Origin of the sequence: Streptococcus nidrosiense, from assembly GCF_042140045.1 — a bacterium.
GTDB classification, from domain to species: domain Bacteria; phylum Bacillota; class Bacilli; order Lactobacillales; family Streptococcaceae; genus Streptococcus; species Streptococcus nidrosiense.
Window position 1 is genome coordinate 303,453 of record NZ_CP152419.1, and the last position, 19,986, is coordinate 323,438.

General features: G+C 40.7%; 23 protein-coding genes. 2 read left to right on the plus strand and 21 right to left on the minus strand.

Annotated features, from left to right (window positions below; genetic code table 11):
- Positions 1-58 precede the first annotated feature (58 nt).
- The 13 genes from AAFQ93_RS01455 to AAFQ93_RS01515 all read right to left on the minus strand — a co-directional run bounded on the left by AAFQ93_RS01455 (position 59) and on the right by AAFQ93_RS01515 (position 9,648).
- Complete coding sequence (locus AAFQ93_RS01455) at positions 59-913, minus strand: MetQ/NlpA family ABC transporter substrate-binding protein (protein WP_000694515.1); 855 nt, start codon at positions 911-913, stop codon at positions 59-61.
- Positions 914-1,066: 153 nt separating this feature from the next.
- Complete coding sequence (locus AAFQ93_RS01460; RefSeq protein WP_375555423.1) at positions 1,067-1,909, minus strand: amino acid ABC transporter substrate-binding protein; 843 nt, start codon at positions 1,907-1,909, stop codon at positions 1,067-1,069.
- A gap of 102 nt (positions 1,910-2,011) precedes the next feature.
- Complete coding sequence (locus AAFQ93_RS01465) at positions 2,012-2,335, minus strand: AzlD domain-containing protein (protein ID WP_223140316.1); 324 nt, start codon at positions 2,333-2,335, stop codon at positions 2,012-2,014.
- The gene (locus AAFQ93_RS01470; protein WP_223140317.1) at positions 2,325-3,020 is read right to left on the minus strand and encodes an AzlC family ABC transporter permease; all 696 of its coding nucleotides are present in this window, start codon (positions 3,018-3,020) and stop codon (positions 2,325-2,327) included. Before AAFQ93_RS01470 ends, AAFQ93_RS01465 begins: the two co-directional genes overlap by 11 nt.
- A gap of 161 nt (positions 3,021-3,181) precedes the next feature.
- Positions 3,182-3,856 carry a lysostaphin resistance A-like protein gene (locus AAFQ93_RS01475; protein WP_375555424.1) on the minus strand — a complete coding sequence of 225 codons (675 nt, stop codon included), beginning with the start codon at positions 3,854-3,856 and terminating at the stop codon, positions 3,182-3,184.
- Positions 3,857-3,976: 120 nt separating this feature from the next.
- A complete protein-coding gene (locus tag AAFQ93_RS01480) occupies positions 3,977-4,645 on the minus strand; it encodes a lysostaphin resistance A-like protein (protein WP_375555425.1) in 669 nt (222 codons plus the stop codon).
- An 11-nt stretch (positions 4,646-4,656) separates the two neighbouring features.
- Entirely contained in the window at positions 4,657-5,334 is a 678-nt protein-coding gene (locus AAFQ93_RS01485; RefSeq protein ID WP_375555426.1) for a lysostaphin resistance A-like protein, read from the minus strand.
- A 120-nt stretch (positions 5,335-5,454) separates the two neighbouring features.
- Positions 5,455-6,123: a lysostaphin resistance A-like protein gene (locus tag AAFQ93_RS01490; RefSeq protein WP_375555427.1), complete on the minus strand. Its 669-nt coding sequence runs from the start codon at positions 6,121-6,123 to the stop codon at positions 5,455-5,457.
- A 115-nt stretch (positions 6,124-6,238) separates the two neighbouring features.
- On the minus strand, positions 6,239-7,102 hold the full coding sequence (locus AAFQ93_RS01495; RefSeq protein WP_049526387.1) for an XRE/MutR family transcriptional regulator: 864 nt from the start codon (positions 7,100-7,102) through the stop codon (positions 6,239-6,241).
- Positions 7,103-7,213: 111 nt separating this feature from the next.
- Positions 7,214-8,224 (minus strand): tRNA (adenosine(37)-N6)-threonylcarbamoyltransferase complex transferase subunit TsaD, encoded by a 1,011-nt coding sequence (tsaD, locus tag AAFQ93_RS01500; protein WP_375555428.1) that lies wholly within the window; start codon positions 8,222-8,224, stop codon positions 7,214-7,216.
- Positions 8,214-8,651 (minus strand): ribosomal protein S18-alanine N-acetyltransferase, encoded by a 438-nt coding sequence (gene rimI, locus AAFQ93_RS01505; protein ID WP_375555429.1) that lies wholly within the window; start codon positions 8,649-8,651, stop codon positions 8,214-8,216. The genes tsaD and rimI overlap by 11 nt, the downstream gene beginning before the upstream one ends.
- Positions 8,648-9,331: a tRNA (adenosine(37)-N6)-threonylcarbamoyltransferase complex dimerization subunit type 1 TsaB gene (gene tsaB, locus AAFQ93_RS01510; RefSeq protein ID WP_375555430.1), complete on the minus strand. Its 684-nt coding sequence runs from the start codon at positions 9,329-9,331 to the stop codon at positions 8,648-8,650. Before tsaB ends, rimI begins: the two co-directional genes overlap by 4 nt.
- Positions 9,332-9,441: 110 nt before the next feature.
- Positions 9,442-9,648 (minus strand): hypothetical protein, encoded by a 207-nt coding sequence (locus AAFQ93_RS01515; protein WP_375555431.1) that lies wholly within the window; start codon positions 9,646-9,648, stop codon positions 9,442-9,444.
- Between the two features lie 399 nt (positions 9,649-10,047).
- On the opposite strand from AAFQ93_RS01515, the gene AAFQ93_RS01520 reads away from it, so the two are divergent.
- On the plus strand, positions 10,048-10,281 hold the full coding sequence (locus AAFQ93_RS01520; protein WP_000639568.1) for a DNA-dependent RNA polymerase subunit epsilon: 234 nt from the start codon (positions 10,048-10,050) through the stop codon (positions 10,279-10,281).
- A gap of 1 nt (position 10,282) precedes the next feature.
- Positions 10,283-11,962 (plus strand): ribonuclease J1, encoded by a 1,680-nt coding sequence (gene rnjA / locus AAFQ93_RS01525; RefSeq protein ID WP_045762525.1) that lies wholly within the window; start codon positions 10,283-10,285, stop codon positions 11,960-11,962.
- Positions 11,963-12,003: 41 nt separating this feature from the next.
- On the opposite strand, the gene AAFQ93_RS01530 is transcribed toward rnjA, so the two are convergent.
- The 8 genes from AAFQ93_RS01530 to AAFQ93_RS01565 all read right to left on the minus strand — a co-directional run bounded on the left by AAFQ93_RS01530 (position 12,004) and on the right by AAFQ93_RS01565 (position 19,868).
- A complete protein-coding gene (locus AAFQ93_RS01530; RefSeq protein ID WP_375555432.1) occupies positions 12,004-13,041 on the minus strand; it encodes an aldose epimerase family protein in 1,038 nt (345 codons plus the stop codon).
- A gap of 146 nt (positions 13,042-13,187) precedes the next feature.
- Complete coding sequence (gene lacD / locus AAFQ93_RS01535; protein ID WP_375555433.1) at positions 13,188-14,183, minus strand: tagatose-bisphosphate aldolase; 996 nt, start codon at positions 14,181-14,183, stop codon at positions 13,188-13,190.
- 10 nt (positions 14,184-14,193) lie between these two features.
- Positions 14,194-15,360, minus strand: a complete 1,167-nt coding sequence (locus tag AAFQ93_RS01540) for an SIS domain-containing protein (protein WP_375555434.1) — start codon at positions 15,358-15,360, stop codon at positions 14,194-14,196.
- 99 nt (positions 15,361-15,459) lie between these two features.
- The gene (locus tag AAFQ93_RS01545; RefSeq protein WP_375555435.1) at positions 15,460-15,864 is read right to left on the minus strand and encodes a PTS sugar transporter subunit IIA; all 405 of its coding nucleotides are present in this window, start codon (positions 15,862-15,864) and stop codon (positions 15,460-15,462) included.
- 3 nt (positions 15,865-15,867) lie between these two features.
- Positions 15,868-16,689, minus strand: coding sequence for a PTS system mannose/fructose/sorbose family transporter subunit IID (locus AAFQ93_RS01550; protein WP_049509363.1), 822 nt, complete (start codon positions 16,687-16,689; stop codon positions 15,868-15,870).
- Positions 16,676-17,581, minus strand: a complete 906-nt coding sequence (locus AAFQ93_RS01555; RefSeq protein ID WP_049509361.1) for a PTS mannose/fructose/sorbose/N-acetylgalactosamine transporter subunit IIC — start codon at positions 17,579-17,581, stop codon at positions 16,676-16,678. The genes AAFQ93_RS01550 and AAFQ93_RS01555 overlap by 14 nt, the downstream gene beginning before the upstream one ends.
- 26 nt (positions 17,582-17,607) lie before the next feature.
- A complete protein-coding gene (locus AAFQ93_RS01560) occupies positions 17,608-18,084 on the minus strand; it encodes a PTS system mannose/fructose/N-acetylgalactosamine-transporter subunit IIB (protein WP_070458000.1) in 477 nt (158 codons plus the stop codon).
- Positions 18,081-19,868: a beta-galactosidase family protein gene (locus tag AAFQ93_RS01565; protein WP_375555436.1), complete on the minus strand. Its 1,788-nt coding sequence runs from the start codon at positions 19,866-19,868 to the stop codon at positions 18,081-18,083. Before AAFQ93_RS01565 ends, AAFQ93_RS01560 begins: the two co-directional genes overlap by 4 nt.
- Positions 19,869-19,986 lie beyond the last annotated feature (118 nt).

Sequence of the window (19,986 nt, forward strand, 5' to 3'; positions counted from 1 at the left end):
CTTTAGTCTCTATATAAAAGCAAGAGGTGGAAAAATCTCTCCCACCTCCCTGTGTTTATTACCAAACTGGTTGATCCAAGCCGTCTGAAGTTTCTTCGATAACTTTTTTCACTTCATCAGTGTGGTAAGCTGCGATAATTTTCTTGATTGCATCAGCTTTAGGTGATGATTCCCAATCTTTTTTCGCAACGATGATGTTGTACCATTGTTTTGAGTTTTCGTCAGCTTGCTCTTTAAAGAGTGCTTTCTTGTAGTCCAATTTTGCTTCTGTAACAAAAGTGTTGTTGACAACAGCCGCATCAACGGATGACAATGAACGAGCTGTTTGGCTTGCGTCTAATTCAGTGATTTTCAAGTTCTTTGGATTTTCTGTGATGTTTGCGATTGTCGCAAGCGCAGTTCCTGAAACGTCCAATTTGATCAAACCAGCTGATTGAAGAAGGTAAAGAGCACGACTTTCGTTAGTAGCATCGTTAGGTACAGCGATTTCTCCGTTTGCTGGGATTTCTTCCACTTTAGTGTACTTGTTTTCTTCTCCGTTTTTACCTGAGTAAAGGCGGATTGGTGAGATATAAGTATCTGCAATCGCTACAAGATCTTTACCGTTTTCTTTGTTCCAGTTGTTCAAGAAGTTATAGTGTTGGAAAGCGTTCAAGTCTACTTCACCATCAGCAGTTGCTTTGTTTGGTTGTGAGTAGTCTGTAAACTCTGTGAATTCCAATTTAATTCCGTCTTTTTCAACCAATTCTTGAACTTTGTCCCAGCGTGCTTCTTCTGAACCGCTACGGTTAACAGTCGCAATTTTAACTGTAGTTGCATTGTCTGCTTTCTTGTCTGAATTTCCGCAAGCTGCAAGTGCAAGGCCTGCTACTGTAGCGATAGCTGCTACGCCTAACCATTTTTTGATTTTCATGATTCGTTCTCCTTTAAAAATAATATCGTAATAGTATCTCATACTTTATTTGATTTAGCAAATTGTTTTAATATAGGTAGACTTATAGTTTAAAACTATATAGTCAAAGAGGACAAAATCATCCACCTACGAGAGAATGGATGATTTACAAACTTATTTGATATCAGCTTCTGCTGGAAGGTAAGAACCACCAAAGAATTGTTGAGATAATTTTTCAAGAGTTCCGTCTTTGTATAGTTCTTGGATGCGTTTGTCAACAAATGATTTCAATTCATCTTGACCTTTTGCAAGAAGTGGGTAAACGTAAGGTTGTTGGTCGCTTGGAAGTTCGATGACTTTCAAGTTATCCAAACCTTGGTTTTTAATAACTGTTTCTACACCGATTTTATCAAAAATCTTGTAGTCGAATTGTCCGTCGCTCAAACGTCCCATGATTTGTTGGAAGTCAGCTTTTGTGTAGTTAAGGACAGTTGGATTGTCCGCATGTTCTGTGTTGTATGCTTCCAATTGTTTAGCTGATGTTGTTCCTTGAACGACTTCAGTAGATTTTCCACCAATATCATCAAGCGACTTGATACTGTTATCATCTTTCTTAACTACGAGAACGTTAGGATTTTTAGCAGTTGGCGCTGCGTAGAGGTATTTCTCTGCACGTTCTTTGGTATAACTAAGGTTGTTAACAGCCATTTGGTAACGATCGCTATCAAGTCCTGGGAAAATCCCTGACCACTCTGTCTTTTCAAACTTGACAGTATACTTGTCTGAGTCTTTAAAGATAGCACGAACAAGTTCAATCTCGTAACCTGTCAATTCACCATTTTCTTCATAGATAAATGGTTTTGGTGATCCATTAGTTGCTACAACGATTTCTTTCTTACCAGATGTTGCTTCACCAGATGCTGCCTCTTTCTTTTCACCACCTGAGCAAGCTGCCAATACACCTGCGGCTACAAGCCCTAGGGCAGCAAGTGATGAATACTTAACGATTTTTTTCATGATATTTCCTCCAAAATAGAATACAATCTTATCTTAACAGAAAAAAAGGAATTACGCTATTATATGATTTCTATATTTGTGATAGGTTTTCTTTATGGCTGATTAAAAGACCAAACGTAGGACTGCTATCAAGACCACCCCAAAGAGAACAGTCCCTACCAGATTGCGATAGCGAAAGGCTACAAAAGCCGTTGGAAATACTGCTAAAAAGTCTAACCACTTTATCTGCGGGAAACTTCCAACTTTTCCTGTCATAACACTTGAAAGAATCAAGGCAAAGATAATAGAAACTGGTAGAAATTTCAAAAAACGCTCGACAATAGGTGGCAAACCCTTGTACTTGGCTAGGATAAAAGGAATCATTCTTGGAATCCAGGTCACCAAACCAGAAAAGACGATTGCCATTAAAATATACTTACTGACCATCCAAGACCACCCCCATGGTACAACCTAGCAAGGTCGCAAACAAGACAGCTAATGACTGAGACACCACCGTCAAGAGCAAAAAGAAAGATACAGCTACAACTGCTAAAATTATGAAGAGATTGCGCAAAGGAATCCGTTTTTGCATAATCTGAAACTGGGAAGTAAAAATCCCAATAAACATCCCCACTAGGGCAAAATCTAAGCCAAAAATTTCTGGATTTGGTAGAAGTCCACCTAGAGCAGTTCCGACAACAGTTCCGACAAACCAAGCTACATAGCTGTTAAGGTTGTTCCCGTGCATCCACATGGGGTTAACCTTATCCGTATGCACCAACTCGCCCATCAAAACGCCATAGGTCTCATCGGTCAAAAGACTGGACATGCCGATGTTTTCCCAAAGACTGGTATGACGGAAATAAGTCGACGCATGCAAACTTAGCAATAAGAGGCGCAGATTAATCAAAAAGACCGTCATGGCAATAGCAGCTACTGGAGCTTGAACTGCAATCAAAGCTATCATGGCAAACTGAGCACTCCCAGCATAAACAAAGAGACTCATCAAACCCATCTCGACAGGTGTTACGTAGGGCGCACCGATAATGCCACAGGCAAGACCGATGCTAACATAGCCCAGGGCCGTCGGTACCGCAGCCTGCACACCCTCCCAAAATCCTTTTTCTTTCATAGACTTCCTCACTAATCATTCCTTCAGTAACTACTTTCCAAACAGTCACAGCAAACATTATTATAACATATTCGTAAAATAGAAAAAAGTCTGCTGATTGACAAGAACAGAAAAAGACTGGGAGGCCAGTCTCATGATGCAACTTATAAACTATTTTAGATTTAATACCCAAATACCAATAAACTAACAACGATTAAAAATGTATTCCACACGATATGAAGAGCCATTGGCCAATAAACTGAACGAGTATAACGAAATAGCATACCGAACAAGAGACCTGCTCCTGCATAAACTATGAAATCTGTTAACACCCAGCCATACTGTAAAACATGGATAAGACTAAAGAGTGTGGAGGAAACGACGACATCAACATAATACTTTTTAAATTTGGACAATGCCGTCATCAGAAGCCCACGAAAAACCAACTCTTCAACGATAGGAGCAATGAGACTGCCATAGAGAATGCGCATAATAAAGTAACTAATTCCTGTCAAATTAGCAGCTTCTTTCATCATTTCGCTCCCATTTTGCGTGCTAGGAAAAATCAGAGTCGTTAAATTTACCCACACAAACATCAGTATAAAGAAAAGAAAGAAGACACCCAGATAAGCCCAACGGAACTGGAAGCGACCGCATTCTTTCCAACCTTGACTCTTTACAAGAACCACTGTAGCAGCAATCCCCTCAAGAGCTATCAATAAAATTTGTAAGCCATAAAATCCAAAATCTGATAATTGGTCAACAAATTCTAACCTTGCTACACAATTAAAAATTAAGTAATAGGTGACTATTATCAAAACAGTTGACAAGTAGAATTTCTTATCTTTCTTTTTCATCGTTGATCCTTTTAAGTTTTAGTTACACCATCTTCCAGCTAAACTTACCTAAATCCCTTTTATCCAATCAGAAGCACCACGATGAGGACTCATCCCTTGATTTAAGATTCTTAAAATCCACTAAAATAACAAAGGTAGAATTTGAGCAATGGCATTATTAACTATATGCAGTCCAATAGGCCAATAAATAGACTTTGTCACTCTAAAAAAGACTGCCATTATTAGACCACTACCCATATATACGAAAAAGTCTGTCAAGACCCAACCATGACTACTGATATGCAGAATTCCAAATAAAGTAGCCGAACCGAGCACATCCAGTCCCCATTTCTTCCCTTTTTCCAAAGTGGTCATCACCAATCCACGATAGATCATCTCTTCAAAAATGGGACCTGCAATCACTGGATAGAAAAAATACATCAAAAATGCAGTAGGACCTGTAAAAGTAGGAAGATCCAGTTGATAAGAAATTGCATTTTGGGTAGGTGGGAATAGGAAAAATTTAATAAAATTCCAAATAAATAAAGCAAGAAAAGCTAAAAAAGTATAGAAAAGATAGGACCCTTTAAATTTTCTACTGTTGATTTGTTGCCATTTCCCTGACCAAACCATGGCAATAAGAGCAAGCAAAACTACAAGAAAATTTAACATCATATCCGAAAAGTAATAGCTAAAATCAGATAGACCAGCAGCCAAGTCGCTGTGTAAAACCAGACGGATGAAGAACTGGTCCGCAATGATAAGTAGAATAGCTACAAACAAGTAGTAACGTGAGATGATCTTTTTCATATATCACCCTTCTAAAATCCAAACACCAATAAACTAACAATAAGCAAGAAGGTATTCCATGAAGCATGTAAAGCTATGGTCCAATAAATAGAGCGTGTACAGCGAAACATCATGCAAAATATCAAGCCCATTACAAAGTAGAGTATGAAATCTGTCGTTATCCAACCATGCTGTAAAACATGCATAGCGCCAAATATGGCAGCAGAAACAAGAACATCAATATAGTAGTTTTTAAATTTAGACAAGCTTGTCATCAAAAAACCACGACACACGATTTCTTCTGCTACAGGTGCGATAAGGCTACCGTAAAGTACACGCGTAATAAAATAGCTAATTCCTGTCAAACTAGTGGCTACTTCCACTACCGTACTTCCATTTTGCGTACGAGGAAAGATACGAGTTGCTAGATTTGCCCACACAAATAATAAGAAAAAAGAAAGAAAGAAAACACCTAGGTAAGACCAACGAAACTGGAAACGACCATACTCTTTCCAATGTTCACTTTTGACAAAAATAATTGTAGATACAGTTCCCAGGATAAGTACTAATAAAACCTGGAACACATAGTAGATCTCATCAGACAAAGCTACAGTAAAATCTAAGTCTGGTATGACATTAAAAATGAGGTAATAGGTCAAAAGCAACAAGCCAGTTGCTAGATGAAATTTCATTTCTTTCATTTTCTTCATTTAATTACTTCCTATACTATTTTATCGACGACGTCTTAACCACTCACCTGTTGGCTCTACAGCCCAAGCAAAAGCACCACGATGAGGACTCTTCACTTGATTTATGATTCTCAAAATCCTCTAAAATAACAAAGGAAGTATATGCCCGATACCGTTATAGACTATATGCAGTCCAATAGGCCAATAAATAGACTTTGTCACTCTAAACAAGACCGCAAATATGATACCGCCACCCATATATACGAAAAAGTCTGTCAAGACCCAACCATAATCACTAATATGCAGAATTCCAAATAAAGCAGCAGAACCAAGCACATCCAGTCCCCATTTTTTCCCTTTTTCCAAAGCGGTCATCACCAATCCACGATAAATCATCTCTTCAAAAATGGGACCTGCAATCACAGGATAGAAAAAATACATCAAAAATGCTGTAGCGCCTGTAAATGTTGGAGCAGCGAGTTGGTAAGCAAGTCCATTTTGGGTAGGTGGGAATAGGAAAAATTTGATGAAATTCCAAATAAATAAAGCAAGAAAAGCTAAAAAGGAATAAAAAAGATAGGACCCTTTAAATTTTCTACTATTAATTTGTTGCCATTTTCCTGACCAAATCATGGCAACAAGAGCAAGCAGAACCACAAGAAATTTCAACATCATATCCGAAAAATAATAGCCAAATTTAGATAGACCAGCAGTAAAATCGTTGTTTAAAACCAGACCACTGAAGTACTGGTAAACAATGACAAGTAGAATGGCTATAAAAAAGTAGTAGCGTGAGATGATCTTTTTCATTCTATTTTCTCCTATACTATGGAATGAAGACAGTATAACACGAAAAATTCCATATTTTAAAAAATCGCATATTTGACATTTTTTCTGATAGGAATTTCACATTTGCGATTTCTAACTAATCGATAAGTGCTTTGTATTGCTGTAAGCGTAGTTCAAAAAGAGCTGTTAATTGTGGATTTTCTAATATTTTCAGAGATTGGATAAAGTGTTCAATCTCTTTTTGATTGCTTCCCTTGGTCTGAAGGAAAACACTCATTTTCTTTAAAAACTGCCACAGTAATTTCTCAAAAACATCGTACGGGCGAAGTATGCTCTCCAACTCGGCTTCAAATATTGGGATGTAGGAGAAAAGCTTACGCTCCATGAGCTCTGAGATGATATTTAGAAAGCAACTTTTCATATACAGTCTATTGTGTGCCAATTCTTTAAATTCCTTGGATTTTTCGAGTAAAGAGGTGGATAAAAAGATCAAATCTTGATTGCTCAAGAAAGGCATGGTATTGCAAAAGATATAGAGTTCAAACCAGGTCCAAGACTCGATAGCATAGAGATAGGTGGTTAAAAACTCACTATCCTCCTCTGCTAGTGGGTAGCTTTTATCCAGTGAATGGATAGCATCTTTAATCACAATAGAGTTCAAACGACGATAGGTCTGCGCCATCTGTTCTTGCTCAATTTCTTTCAACAATTGCTCTAAGCCAGCTATATCTTGATGGGCAAAGCGATCCACAATCCTTCTACCAAATCGCATATGTGGAGATTCTTGGTAGTTGTTGAGCTTGTGCCCAAACTCATCAAAGGTCACATTGATCCCTTGGATAGCTAGGATCAACTTATCCGCAGACAGCATGGACTGCCCCAGTTCGAACTTGGATAGCTGAGAGGCTGTTAGTCCAGCACAAGCCACATCTGACTGCTTAAGCTTTCTCGCCAGTCGCAATTCCTTGTAAAATTCTCCTAATTCCTGTTTTTCAATCATGAGCAAACTCCCTTTTTAAGATACTCTTTACTATTCTATTCGTAAAAAATTTTTACTTTTTTAACATATTATAAAATATTTTAGCAAAAAAGCCAGCTTCAAGCTGACTTTTCATTCTATAGTATCAAAAGCGAGGCTAGGTTTGGCATTTAACTCCAAGCCTGCAAAGTTTTCTTTGTTCCACTCGCTAACGCTAGCATAAGCAATCATTCCCGCATTGTCTCCGCAAAGTCGCAGAGGTGGAATGATAACTTTGACATCGGTAATTTCGGCTGCTAGACGTTCTCTAAGACCTTTATTTGCAGCTACACCACCAGCCACAACCAGGGTTTTAACAGGGTATTTTTCTAAGGCTTTCTTGGTTTTAGCCATGAGAATATCCATGACTGCTGCTTGGAAGGAAGCTGACAGGTCTTCCTTGGACAAGCTTTCTCCCTTTTGCTCAGCATTGTGGTGAAGATTGATAAAGGCAGACTTCAAACCTGAGAATGAAAACTCCAGATTGTCTTCCTTAATCATGGCACGAGGGAAGTCATACACATCCTGACCTTGATGAGCCAACTCGTCAATCTCCCGACCTGCTGGATAGGTCAAGCCCATGACACGACCGACCTTGTCATAGGCTTCACCAACCGCATCATCACGAGTTTCACCAACAATCTTATAATCACCAGCCTCAGAAACATAGACCAACTCTGTGTGTCCACCACTGACTAATAGAGCTAGTAAGGGGAATTCCAAAGGCTCCACACTTTGAGCCGCCATAAGGTGGCCAGCCATGTGGTTCACGGGGATAAGCGGAAGTCCATGTGCCCAAGCAAAGGCCTTGGCAGCTGACAAACCAACAAGCAAGGCTCCGACCAAGCCTGGTCCATAAGTAACCGCAACAGCTGTTACATCTTCTTCTGTAATCCCTGCTTCTGCCAGCGCCTCCTCGATACAGGCTGTAATGACCTCGACGTGGTGACGACTGGCTACTTCTGGCACTACGCCACCAAAACGTTTGTGACTCTCAATTTGACTAGCAATGACATTGGATAAGAGCTCGTCATCGTTTTTCAAGACGGCAACACTAGTCTCATCACAGGATGTCTCAAATGCTAAAATATATCTATCCTTCATCTATTTCTCTCTTCATGATGATGGCGTCCTCGACTGGGTCATGGTAGTAGGCCTTGCGCTCAGCGATGACCGCCATCTTTTCTTTCTTGTAAAATGCTTGCGCTCGATGATTTGACTTCCTAACTTCGAGGAAAATCTCCTTGTCTGTCGGCAATGTTGCAAACAAGGCTGACGCGATTCCCTGACCTTGATAGGCTTTTTTGACAGCAATTTGCAGGACTTCTGCTTCAAATAGATTCTCCTGCACAGCTAGAAAGCCAATCACTTCTTCCCCATCATAAGCTAGAGCATACCAGGTCTGGTCTTGGGACAGGTCTGCTTGGATTTGTTCCAGAGTCCAAGGACTGACTGGGTATACATCTACCATGACAGCATAGATGGATTGAGCCAAGTCAGGTTGCTGTTGGATTCGTTTGATTTCTATCATAGGCGTTTAATGTAAGACTCGCCAGACTCAGTGTGATTCTTGAGCCAGTTTTCCTCAGCCTCGACACGCTTGAGGTAATTCGGCACAAAGTCGTGTAAGGAGTCTGCTTCCTTGTCCCAAGCCCATAGAGCCAGATTAGCTGCATTTGGCAAAGTTTCTTGGTAGTTGGCTTGTGGCAGTTGTTCTTGAATCTGCTCCACAAAGGCTCCCACTTCACCGACAAAGGTTACCCGTTCAGCATCTTTGACTTGCTCCAAAACTTCTGCAAAGGATAGATGAGCCTCTGGAAAGACAGGTTGGGCATCTTCATAAAATCCTGCATAAACATTGTTACGTCGCGCATCCATCAAAGGAACAACCAAACCTTCCTGTTGGCTCGGCACCAGAGCTAAAAGACTTGACATGCCCACTAACTCGATGTTCAGAGTATGAGCCAAGGTTTTGGCAGTTGCTACCGCAATTCGCAAACCTGTGTAGCTACCTGGCCCCTCTGCTACAACGATTCGATCCAAATCTTTGGGCGTCAAATCTAGACTAGCTATCAAAAAATCGATGGCTGGCATAAGAGTAATACTGTGATTCTTTTTGATATTGATTGTCGTCTCGGCAAGAAGCTGCTTGTCCTCTAAAATAGCAAGAGAAAGAGCCTTGCTGGACGTATCAAATGCTAATACTTTCATAACACATTCCTATCTTTTTGTCTGTTTACTATTATACTACAAAAGAAGGCGCATGGGAATTTTCTTTGTTTTGAAACAAAAATGCCCTACCAAACAGGCAGGACAAGAACTTAAGCATTCAAACCAAAGTAAAATACAAGCCAGACCACATAGGTTACAAGAAGGAGGAAAATAGAATACAGTGTTACAAAGAGAATTTTCCAGTGTACAGCTGTTTTTCGTTGTTCCAGCCGAACAAATACTAGATTGCCACCGTAAACACAGGCAACAAAAACAGCAAATATCAAGATACGAATCGCGATAGCTAGTTGAAACATAGAGAGCCTCCTTTCTCCAATTCTAAAGGCAAATATTTCAAAATCATCATCTAACGAAAAGGAGCCCAAGCAGTTGTAGCAGTATGTAGAATTTCCATCCAAATAGGTGAAACACAAAATCAAGCATAGCTAGTCCTCCTTAATCAAGAAAAACCTCTTTTCTAACTTTATTATAGCACTTGCATCTGATGGCTTCAAATACTTATACAAGGTAAAATGAAACCCATTTCAAGCTCCTTACTTTCATGTTTCCTGCTTTTACTAATTCCCCTTTTTATGTTATAATTGAGATAATTGTAACGAATCAAGGTCAATAAAGACAAAAAATGAACTGGAATCAAACCAGCTTCAAACTGAGCATTTTTGAATATAGCTGACCTGAAAGCAGAAAGGAAACATATGATTTACAAAGTTTTTTATCAAGAAACAAAAGACCGTAGCCCACGTCGTGAAACAACACGCTCACTATACTTAGACATCGATGCTAGTTCAGAACTTGAAGGACGTATCGCTGCCCGCCAACTTGTCGAAGAAAATCGTCCAGAGTATAATATCGAGTATATCGAACTCTTGTCTGACAAATTGCTAGACTACGAAAAAGAAACTGGCGCATTCGAAATTACGGAGTTCTAATATGGCCTACACTCTTAAACCAGAAGAAGTCGGCGTTTTTGCCATTGGTGGTCTAGGAGAAATCGGAAAAAACACATATGGTATCGAATATCAAGACGAAATCATCATCGTTGATGCAGGGATTAAATTCCCTGAGGATGACCTACTTGGTATCGACTACGTTATCCCTGATTACTCTTATATTGTAGAAAATATCGACCGCGTCAAGGCTCTCTTGATTACCCACGGACACGAGGACCATATCGGAGGGATTCCTTTCTTGCTCAAGCAAGCAAACATCCCTATCTATGCTGGTCCACTGGCCCTTGCCTTAATCCGTGGAAAACTCGAAGAGCATGGACTTTTGCGCAATGCTACACTTCACGAAATCAACCACAACACGGAGTTGACCTTTAAAAACCTTAAAGCAACTTTCTTTAGAACAACCCACTCGATTCCAGAGCCATTGGGAATCGTCATCCATACACCTCAAGGGAAAATCGTTTGTACGGGAGACTTCAAGTTTGACTTTACACCAGTTGGTGAACCTGCAGACTTACACCGTATGGCAGCCCTAGGTGAAGACGGAGTGCTTTGCCTACTCTCTGACTCGACCAATGCTGAAGTACCAACCTTTACAAACTCTGAAAAGGTTGTCGGCCAGTCGATCATGAAGATTATCCAAGGTATCGAAGGACGTATCATCTTTGCATCCTTTGCCTCAAATATCTTCCGTCTCCAGCAAGCAACGGAAGCTGCTGTTAAGACTGGGCGTAAGATTGCTGTCTTCGGACGCTCTATGGAAAAGGCTATTGTTAACGGAATCGAACTTGGTTACATCAAGGCTCCTAAGGGAACCTTCATCGAGCCAAACGAAATCAAAGACTATCCTGCGGGTGAGATTCTTATCCTCTGTACAGGTAGTCAGGGTGAGCCTATGGCTGCTCTCTCTCGTATCGCTAACGGAACCCACCGTCAGGTGCAACTCCAACCTGGCGATACCGTTATCTTCTCATCTAGTCCAATTCCAGGAAATACCACTAGCGTCAACAAATTGATTAACATCATTTCTGAAGCTGGTGTTGAAGTTATCCATGGTAAAATTAACAACATCCATACTTCTGGACACGGTGGTCAGCAAGAACAAAAACTCATGCTCCGCCTCATCAAGCCAAAATACTTCATGCCTGTTCACGGTGAATACCGCATGCAGAAAGTTCACGCTGGGCTAGCGGTGGATACTGGCGTAGAGAAGGACAATATCTTTATCATGAGTAACGGTGATGTGCTTGCCCTTACTGCAAACTCTGCCCGTATCGCAGGTCATTTTAATGCTCAAGATATCTACGTCGATGGAAATCGTATCGGTGAAATCGGTGCAGCTGTACTTAAAGATCGCCGAGACCTATCTGAAGATGGTGTTGTATTGGCTGTCGCAACCGTTGACTTCAAGTCTCAGATGATCCTATCTGGACCAGATATTCTCAGCCGTGGATTTGTCTACATGAGAGAGTCCGGCGACTTGATTCGTCAGAGTCAACGCATCCTTTTCAATGCTATTCGCATCGCTTTGAAAAACAAAGATGCTAGCGTCCAGTCTGTCAATGGCGCTATCGTAAACGCCATTCGACCATTCCTTTACGAAAATACTGAGCGTGAACCAATCATCATTCCGATGATTCTCACACCAGATGAAGAATAAGAAAAAATTCTCTGAAATCCTATGACTTCAGAGAATTTTTGTTATTTCACAACAAGTTCGTAACGAGTTTTGCTGGTGAAAGTTTCACCTGCTTTGAGAATGACTTGGTCTTTAAGGTCACTATGAATAGCATCTGGTAAAGCTTGCGCTTCTAGAGCAATTCCATTGTGCTGAATCATTGGCTGACCAGCGATGATGACACTCTCATCCACAAAGTTTGCTGTGTAGACCACAAAGCAAGGAGCCTCTGTCTTAAAGAGTAAGAAACGACCTGAGTTTTGATCATAAAGGAAACCAGCATTGTCATGTCCTGCAGGAAGAGCAAATGGATGATCCAAACCAGATACGAGTTTGATTTGTTCATCTTCGTCTGCAAAAATATCCTTAAGCAAAGCTCCATTGTAGATATGCTTGACCACATCTCGATTAGCATCTGGGGTTTTAGCTGGGACACCATCAGGAGCAATTGGATAGATGCCTTCAGTGTTCAATTGGAAAACATGACGGTCAATTGTTTGCGTGAAATCACCAGACAAGTTAAAGTAGCTATGGTTAGTTGGATTAACCAAGGTATCCTGATCTGTCGTTACCTTGTAACTAACTTCGTAGGCACCACTTTCTTCCAAGTTGTAGCTAATCCAGATCTTAATATTTCCAGGGAAACCTCCAGTCCCGTCTGCTCTTTCTGTGTAAAGAGTCAAACCATGGTCACTCACCTCAACTAGCTCAAACAAGCTAGAATCCCAACCAGTTGAGCCACTGTGGTTACAGTTGCTAGCGTTGTTGACTTCTAGTTCATAGGTCTTCCCATTGAGTTCAAATGTTGCACCTGCAATACGACCTGCAACTGGACCTACACTTGCTCCATGTTTAGGGCTATTTCCCACATAGCTTTCGAAATCATCAAAACCTAGGATAACATTGGCAAAGTTCCCAGCCTTATCTGGAGTTACATAGCGTAGAATTGTTGCACCATAAGTCATGATTTCCAGTTGGTATCCTGCCTCCGTTTCAAAACGGTAAGCAAGGACATCCTTGCCATCAACTTTCCCAAATACACGTTCTGTGTATGCTTTCATCCTTCTCTCCTTTTTCTATTTCAATTAAGTAAACAAACCATAGAAAGCGCATTCGCTCTCTATGGTTTTATTTTATGATTTACAGACACCTTTGTCAAGAATCCATAAATATTTTCTTAACAAAAGTAATTCCTTCTATTTCTGATCTATGCTTCTACACGTTCAGTCCATGAAGTAGCTGTTGTTTGAAGAACCTTGTTAAGTTCATCGATGTTTTCAAAACCAGTTGTACGAAGCCATTCGCGAGCAGCTGCTTCTCCATCTTTGATGTAAGCTTCAACAGATCCAGCCCATGTTGCACGTCCACAAAGAACACCATTGAAGTTTGCACCTGATTCGTGGGCAAATACAAGAGTTTCTTGGAAGAGTTTAGCTGATACACCAGCACTCAAGTAGATGTATGGAAGGTTAGTTGCTTCGTCTTGTGCTTTGAAGAAAGCAGCTGCTTCTTCACGTGTATGAACGATTTCGCCATCACCAAAACCTTCAACGTATTTCACGTTAACTGGAACTTCTACTTTCAAGACATCGATGTTGAAACGTGGATCGGAGAAGACCTTCATAGCATCGATAACCTTATGTGGTTTTACTTTAGCATATTCTGCAGAACCTGCGCCAGCAATCTTTTCATCGTAAGCAAGAATTTCAAGGAAGAATGGAATATCTTCAGCCACACACTCAGAACCGATACGTTCAATGTAGGCTTGTTTTTGTTGGTTGAGTTCGTCAGAGCTGTCTACGTCATAGTAAAGCAAGAACTTAACAGCATCTGCACCTTGTTCCTTGATACGTTTTGCAGACCAAACATCTAAGCAGTCTGGCAAACGTTTTGTACTTGTTGTATCGTATCCTGTTTTCTCATAAGCAAGGAGAAGACCAGCTTTTGGATCAAGAGCTTTTGTAGCTGGAAGTCCATACTCAGGGTCAAGAAGCATAGATGAAGCGTATTTTGTCAATTCATCTGCTACCAAGACTTTAAGTTCTTCCATTTGAGCTACTGTTGGCTCTTCTGTTTGGTATTGAGCCATAAGGCGTTTCAAAGCACCACGTTGGTCAAAAGCAAGAGCTGAGATGATACCATTTTCGTCTGAGAGTTTTTGCATGCAAGCAAGTTTATTTGGGCTTAATGTTAATTTACTCATAGATTCTTCCTTATTTTTCAAATTCGTGAATAATGACACCTTGAACGACACGGTTAACTGTACCTGTAGGTGATGGTGTATCTGGTCTGTTACCAACTTTAAGTGAAGTCAAGAGAGCAAATAACTGACCATAAACGATGTAAGGGAAGACACGGTAAACATCATTCAGAACTCCACCGCATCCAAGTGCTACTTCCTTCACATTTTCAAGTCCAAAGGCTTGATCACTCAAGAGAACAACTCGACGAGCAATTTGGTCGCCAGCAACTTCGCGAACCAAGTCTAAGTCATATTTACGAGTGTAATCTGTTGTAGTACCAAATACCAAAACGACTGTATCTTCGTTGATAAGAGATTTTGGACCATGACGGAAGCCAACTGGACTTTCATACATAGTCGCAACTTGACCAGCAGTCAATTCCAAAATTTTAAGCTGGGCTTCGTGAGCAAGTCCGAAGAATGGGCCCGCACCTAGATAAATCACTCGGTTAAAGTCTAGATCAACCAACTCTTTGACATCTGCCACATTGTCAAGAATTTTGCGAGCTAAACTAGATAGCACGTCGAAACGTTCAGCTTTAACAGCAAAGTCTGTTGGATCAAATACCAAGAGCGCTGTCAACATCATTGAAGTGAAGCTTGAAGTCATAGCAAAGCCAGCATCGTTAGAAGCAGCTGGTTGCAAGAGCAAGAGGTTGCGATCATCACCATGCGCTTGGAGAGCCAATTTCCCTTCAGCTGCACATGTGATGGTCACTTGATAAAGCTCACCAACCAAAGCCTTGGCTAAGTCAACTGTTGCCACACTCTCAGGTGAGTTCCCGCTACGCGCGAATGATACCAAAACAGTTGCCACATCTTTTTTCAAATAAGTTTGTGGGTTTGCTACAATATCAGTTGTCGCGATAGCATTGAAATTCCATTTACGTTCATCATAAACTTCTTTAAAGTAAGGAACCAGAGTATCACCTACATAAGCAGAAGTTCCAGCACCAGTCAGGATAACTTTGATGTAGTCATGTTTGTCAGCAATTCCTTGTAAGAAGGCTGCAATTTCATCACGTCGTGCTTGATAAGCTTCAAAAGCTTCTTTCCAAACGTCTGGTTGTTGGTAAATTTCGCGAGTTGTGATTTCTGCCCCCAACTCAAGCAAATCTTCTTTTGTATAATCTAGCATTGAAAACCTCTAATCTAATATTGTTTCATGATTGAAAACATGGGAATGGGAGTCGCTCCCATTCCCATGTATATTTTCTATAAGATAGTTTGTTACATCTTATTCATCTTCATCGTCGTCGAAGCTTGCCAATAAATCATTAACTTTGACAATGCTCTCTGAAGCACGATTTTTATAATCTGCATCAGTGCCAGTTAGACTCGCATTGATAAATTCAATCACCATTGGAAGATTCATTCCTGCATAAAGTTCGATGTCGCGACCTTCCATAATCAGACGGCTCACCACGTTACATGGTGTTCCACCAAGGAGGTCCGCAAAGACTAGGAAATCATCCAAACCTTCGACAGCAGCTTCAAATTTCGCAGTGAAATCTTCTGGTCCATCTTCTGGAAGAAGAGCAACCGCATGAATGTTGTCTTGTGGACCCATAATCATTTCTGTGCTACCTTTAAGTTCTTCACAAAAACGTCCATGGCTCACTAAAATCAATGATTTAGTCATAAATTATGCGCCCATTCCAAGTACAAATTTACCGATGAATGAAAGTCCAACTGCAAGAGCAATGATGATACCGATTGCTTTAGTTGAGTTCATACCTTTCTTACCAAGCAACCAGAAGATAAAGGCTGTGAAGATTGCTGGAAGCAAGCGTGGGAAGATTGAGTTCAAGATATCTTGGAAGTCAATCATTTTCTCACCGATTGGCAATTTGTATGAAATTTCAAAGTTGATCATTGTTGCTACAAGAGCACCCATCATGAATACACCAAGTACAGATGCAGCTTCAATCAAAGCTGTCAAAGTGCTTTGCATGTTGTTGATAAGGTTAACCCCTTCTTTGTATGCAAATTCTAATTGTTTCCAACGGAAGATGTCATACGCTACTGCAACTGCGATCCAAAGGAAGATACCCCAAGGTTGACCAGCGATAGCCATTGTTGCAGCGATAGATCCCATGATAGCAGGTACAAGTGAACCAAAGATAGTATCTCCAAGAGGAGCGAATGGTCCCATCAAACCAGTCTTGATACCGTTAACCGCATCTTTTGAGCCAACGCCATCTTTTTCTTCCATGGCAAGGTCAAAACCAGCGATGATTGTGTGGAAGAATGGTGAAGTGTTGAAGAATTGAGTATGAACTTTCATCATTTCTTTCAACTCAGGAGTTCCATCTCCATACATTTTACGCAATTGTGGCAAGATCATGTAAAGGTAACCTGATGCTTGCATACGTTCGTAGTTCCATCCCAATTGGAAAGTGAACAAGCTACGTTTGTTAATTTGATTAAAATCTTCTTTTGTTAATTTGTAATTAGAATTCGTCATCTTCAATTTCCCCACTTTCTGATGGTGTAGAAGGTGCTACTACAGCAACTTTCTGGCTGTTCTTGAAGTGAACAACTGCAAGGAAGATACCTACGATAGAGACACCGATCATAGACAAACCTTTGAAGTTGTTGGCAAAGCCAATTTTTTCAGCAACGTCAGCAGGAAGAGTGCCAATGAGACCAGCAACTGCTCCACCAAGACCTGTTACGTATGAGTAAAGTACAGTCAACATAGCTGTCAAACCGAATCCCATAGCAAGGTAGTGAAGGTTACGTTTAACTGGAAGGTAACGAAGCAAGATAGCGAATCCAAGACCTGGAAGCATACGACCTGCAAGAGTCAAACCGTCTGCAACCCATTGGAATTCTTTAACAAAGTTTACAACTGCTTGTACGAATTCTCCACCAAAAGCAAGAGCGAAGAATACTGGAAGGGCACGAGAAGCAGCCCATGGAAGCGCACCAAGAAGGTAGTTACGTTCGATTCCTTTGTAGTCAAAGCGTTCGATCGCAGCATCAATACGGTGTGCGAAGAATGTAGTAGTCATACGACCAAGTACGTCGAAGTAAGTCAAAAGTGCCGCTACTGGTACAGCGATTGTAGTGATCGCAAGGTCAGTTTCGATACCTTGTGAAACTGAGAAAGCAGTCGCAAGAACCGCACCAGAAGTTGCGTCGATACGAGAAGCACCACCAAAGGTACCTACCCCAAGTACGAACAACTGCAAGCTACCACCGATAAACAAACCAGTTGTCAAATCTCCCATGATTAAACCAGTAATGAAACCAGCGAATACAGGGGAACCTGCAGAAGAAACGATCGTCAACTCATCACAGATTTGATAAGCTGAGTACAAAGTGAGAAGTAAAATTTGCCACCATTGTATCATAACAATGACCTCCTAAAAATTTTTTCCTATTTTAATAAGCTCAAAAAGTCTGAAACTGGATCATTTGGAACCATTTGAGCAGTAAGTTTAACACCTTTTTCCGCCAATTTGTGGAAATCTTCCACGTCTTTATCTACAACGTTGATAGAACGTGTAATCGCACGTGTTTCTGGTGTTTGAGACATGTTGCCGACATTGACAGTTTCAAGTGGCACACCTGCTTCTACCAAACCGAGGAAACGGTCAGGCTTGCGTGCTACAATCAAAAGACGTTGGCTATCGTATTTACCAGCAAGGATATTGGCTGCAGCTTTTTCAACTGGCAAAATGCTAAGTTTTACACCTGGTGGTGTTGCAAGTTTCAATCCGCTCTTTTCAACATCGTTGTTAACAACTTCATTGTCAACGACCATGATACGTGAAACATTAAGTTTAGCAGACCAAAGGTTTGCTACTTGTCCGTGGATCAAACGTCCATCGATACGGCATCCTACAATTGTCATAAATTTTCCCCCTTTATATGTTTTAGTGTAGGTTTACGAGTTAAATGTATGTGATCTTTATACTCCCCTTCAGTTTCAAAGATAATGATGCGGTTAGCACCTTCCTTGAGATAGCTGTGCGGAATATAAAGCGATAAGGTTGGACCAACATTCCAGAAACGTCCGAGATGATGGCCATTGACATAGACAATCCCTTTACCAAACTCAGATAGTTCTAAGTAGGTGTCCTTCGGAGCCTCAACTTCAAAGTCATAGGCGTAAAAGGCAGGTTGTCCTTCTGTCCATCCTTTTGAGAAATCAATCTTTTCAGGATTATCTAGTGGAAGCGGATAGTGTTCCCAGCTCAGCATAAAGTGTAGGTCTTTGCAGACACCTGTACGAATCCCTTTTCGTTGTGTATCTGCTAGGAACTTATGCCCGTAATTGACACGCCCCATATTTTCAATAAGGATGTCAAATCTAGAGAGCGCTTTCTTTTTTCCTTGATAGAAGATATCTTCTCCAATTTCAGTCTGGTACTGAGTTGCGACCCATTTCCCATCTACAAATAGCTGAGTTCTATCGCGTCCATCAATGACACGGATGCGTTCTTCTTCTGCGTCCCAGCTAGCTTCTGTACGATAGAGTAGGTAGCCATAGCTTTGTCCCAACTCTTCCATTTTCTTAGGATAGAGACTCTCGATTGGACTTGCTAGGCTATCCAAGGTTTCGAAAAGAGAAACTTTCTCAACCAGTGGAATGTTTTCAACTTCCATGCTCTCTTTGTAAAGGGGCTCTAATTGTGGATACTCAGGATAGTAAGTCGCCATCATTTCCTTAACTGCCAGGTATTTAGCAGTTGGATTGCCAGCTTCATTAAGGAGAGCGTCATAATCATAAGATGTTACTTGTGGTAAATCGATGGTTCCTCGAGCTGAACAACCATTCATAAAACCAAAGTTAGTTCCACCGTGGAACATATAAAGGTTGATAGAGCCTTGCTCTAGCACCTCATGTACAGCTTCTGCTAACTCCTCTGGCTCACGCGTGATGACTGGTTCTTTCCATCGGTTAAACCATCCATCCCAGAATTCCATACACATGAGTGGCCATTTCTTGCCATACTCATCAAAGAACTCTTGCATTTGCGAGAAGTTAAAGTTAGCTTTTGAACCAAAGTTCCCTGTCACAAAGAGATCATCTTCAATCAAGGTACCAGCTTTCAGAGTTGCTCGCCATGGACCATCAGATGTAAAGAGCGGACAAGTCACTGAACGTTCTTCCATCAATCGGCGAATCTCACGCAAGTAGGTCTTGTCCTCACCGTATGAACCGTACTCATTTTCAACCTGCATCATGAGGATGTTACCACCATTGTCCAACAATCTTGAAACAAGACGCGGAAGTAAATGATCGTAGTAACGTCCTACCATTTCAACAAAGGCTGGATCAGAAGAACGGATTCGCATGTCTTTAGTTAAAAGCCATGCTGGTAAACCACCAAATTCCCACTCTGAACAGATAAAGGGAGATGGTCGAACAATAGCATACAAGCCTAAGTCCTGAGCTGTCTGAAGAAATTTTTCAATATTAAGATTGCCTTCAAAATTGAAGTTTCCTTCAGTTGGCTCATGCAAATTCCAAGCGACGTAAGTTTCAACAGTGTTGAAGCCTAAAGCCTTGAGATTATACAATGAATGATACCAGTCTTCTTCAGGAATTCTAAAATAATGAATGGCACCAGATAAAATTTTGAATGGTTCCCCATCTAGGTAAAAATCATCCTCAATTTTAAACCTTGTCATTTTACCACCCCATACTTTTCGTTTGCGCTTTCATTTGTTGTTATATTAAATGATAAACTAATGAATCCATCTTGTCAATAGATTTTTCGAAAATTATTTAAAATTTTTCTTTTTTTTA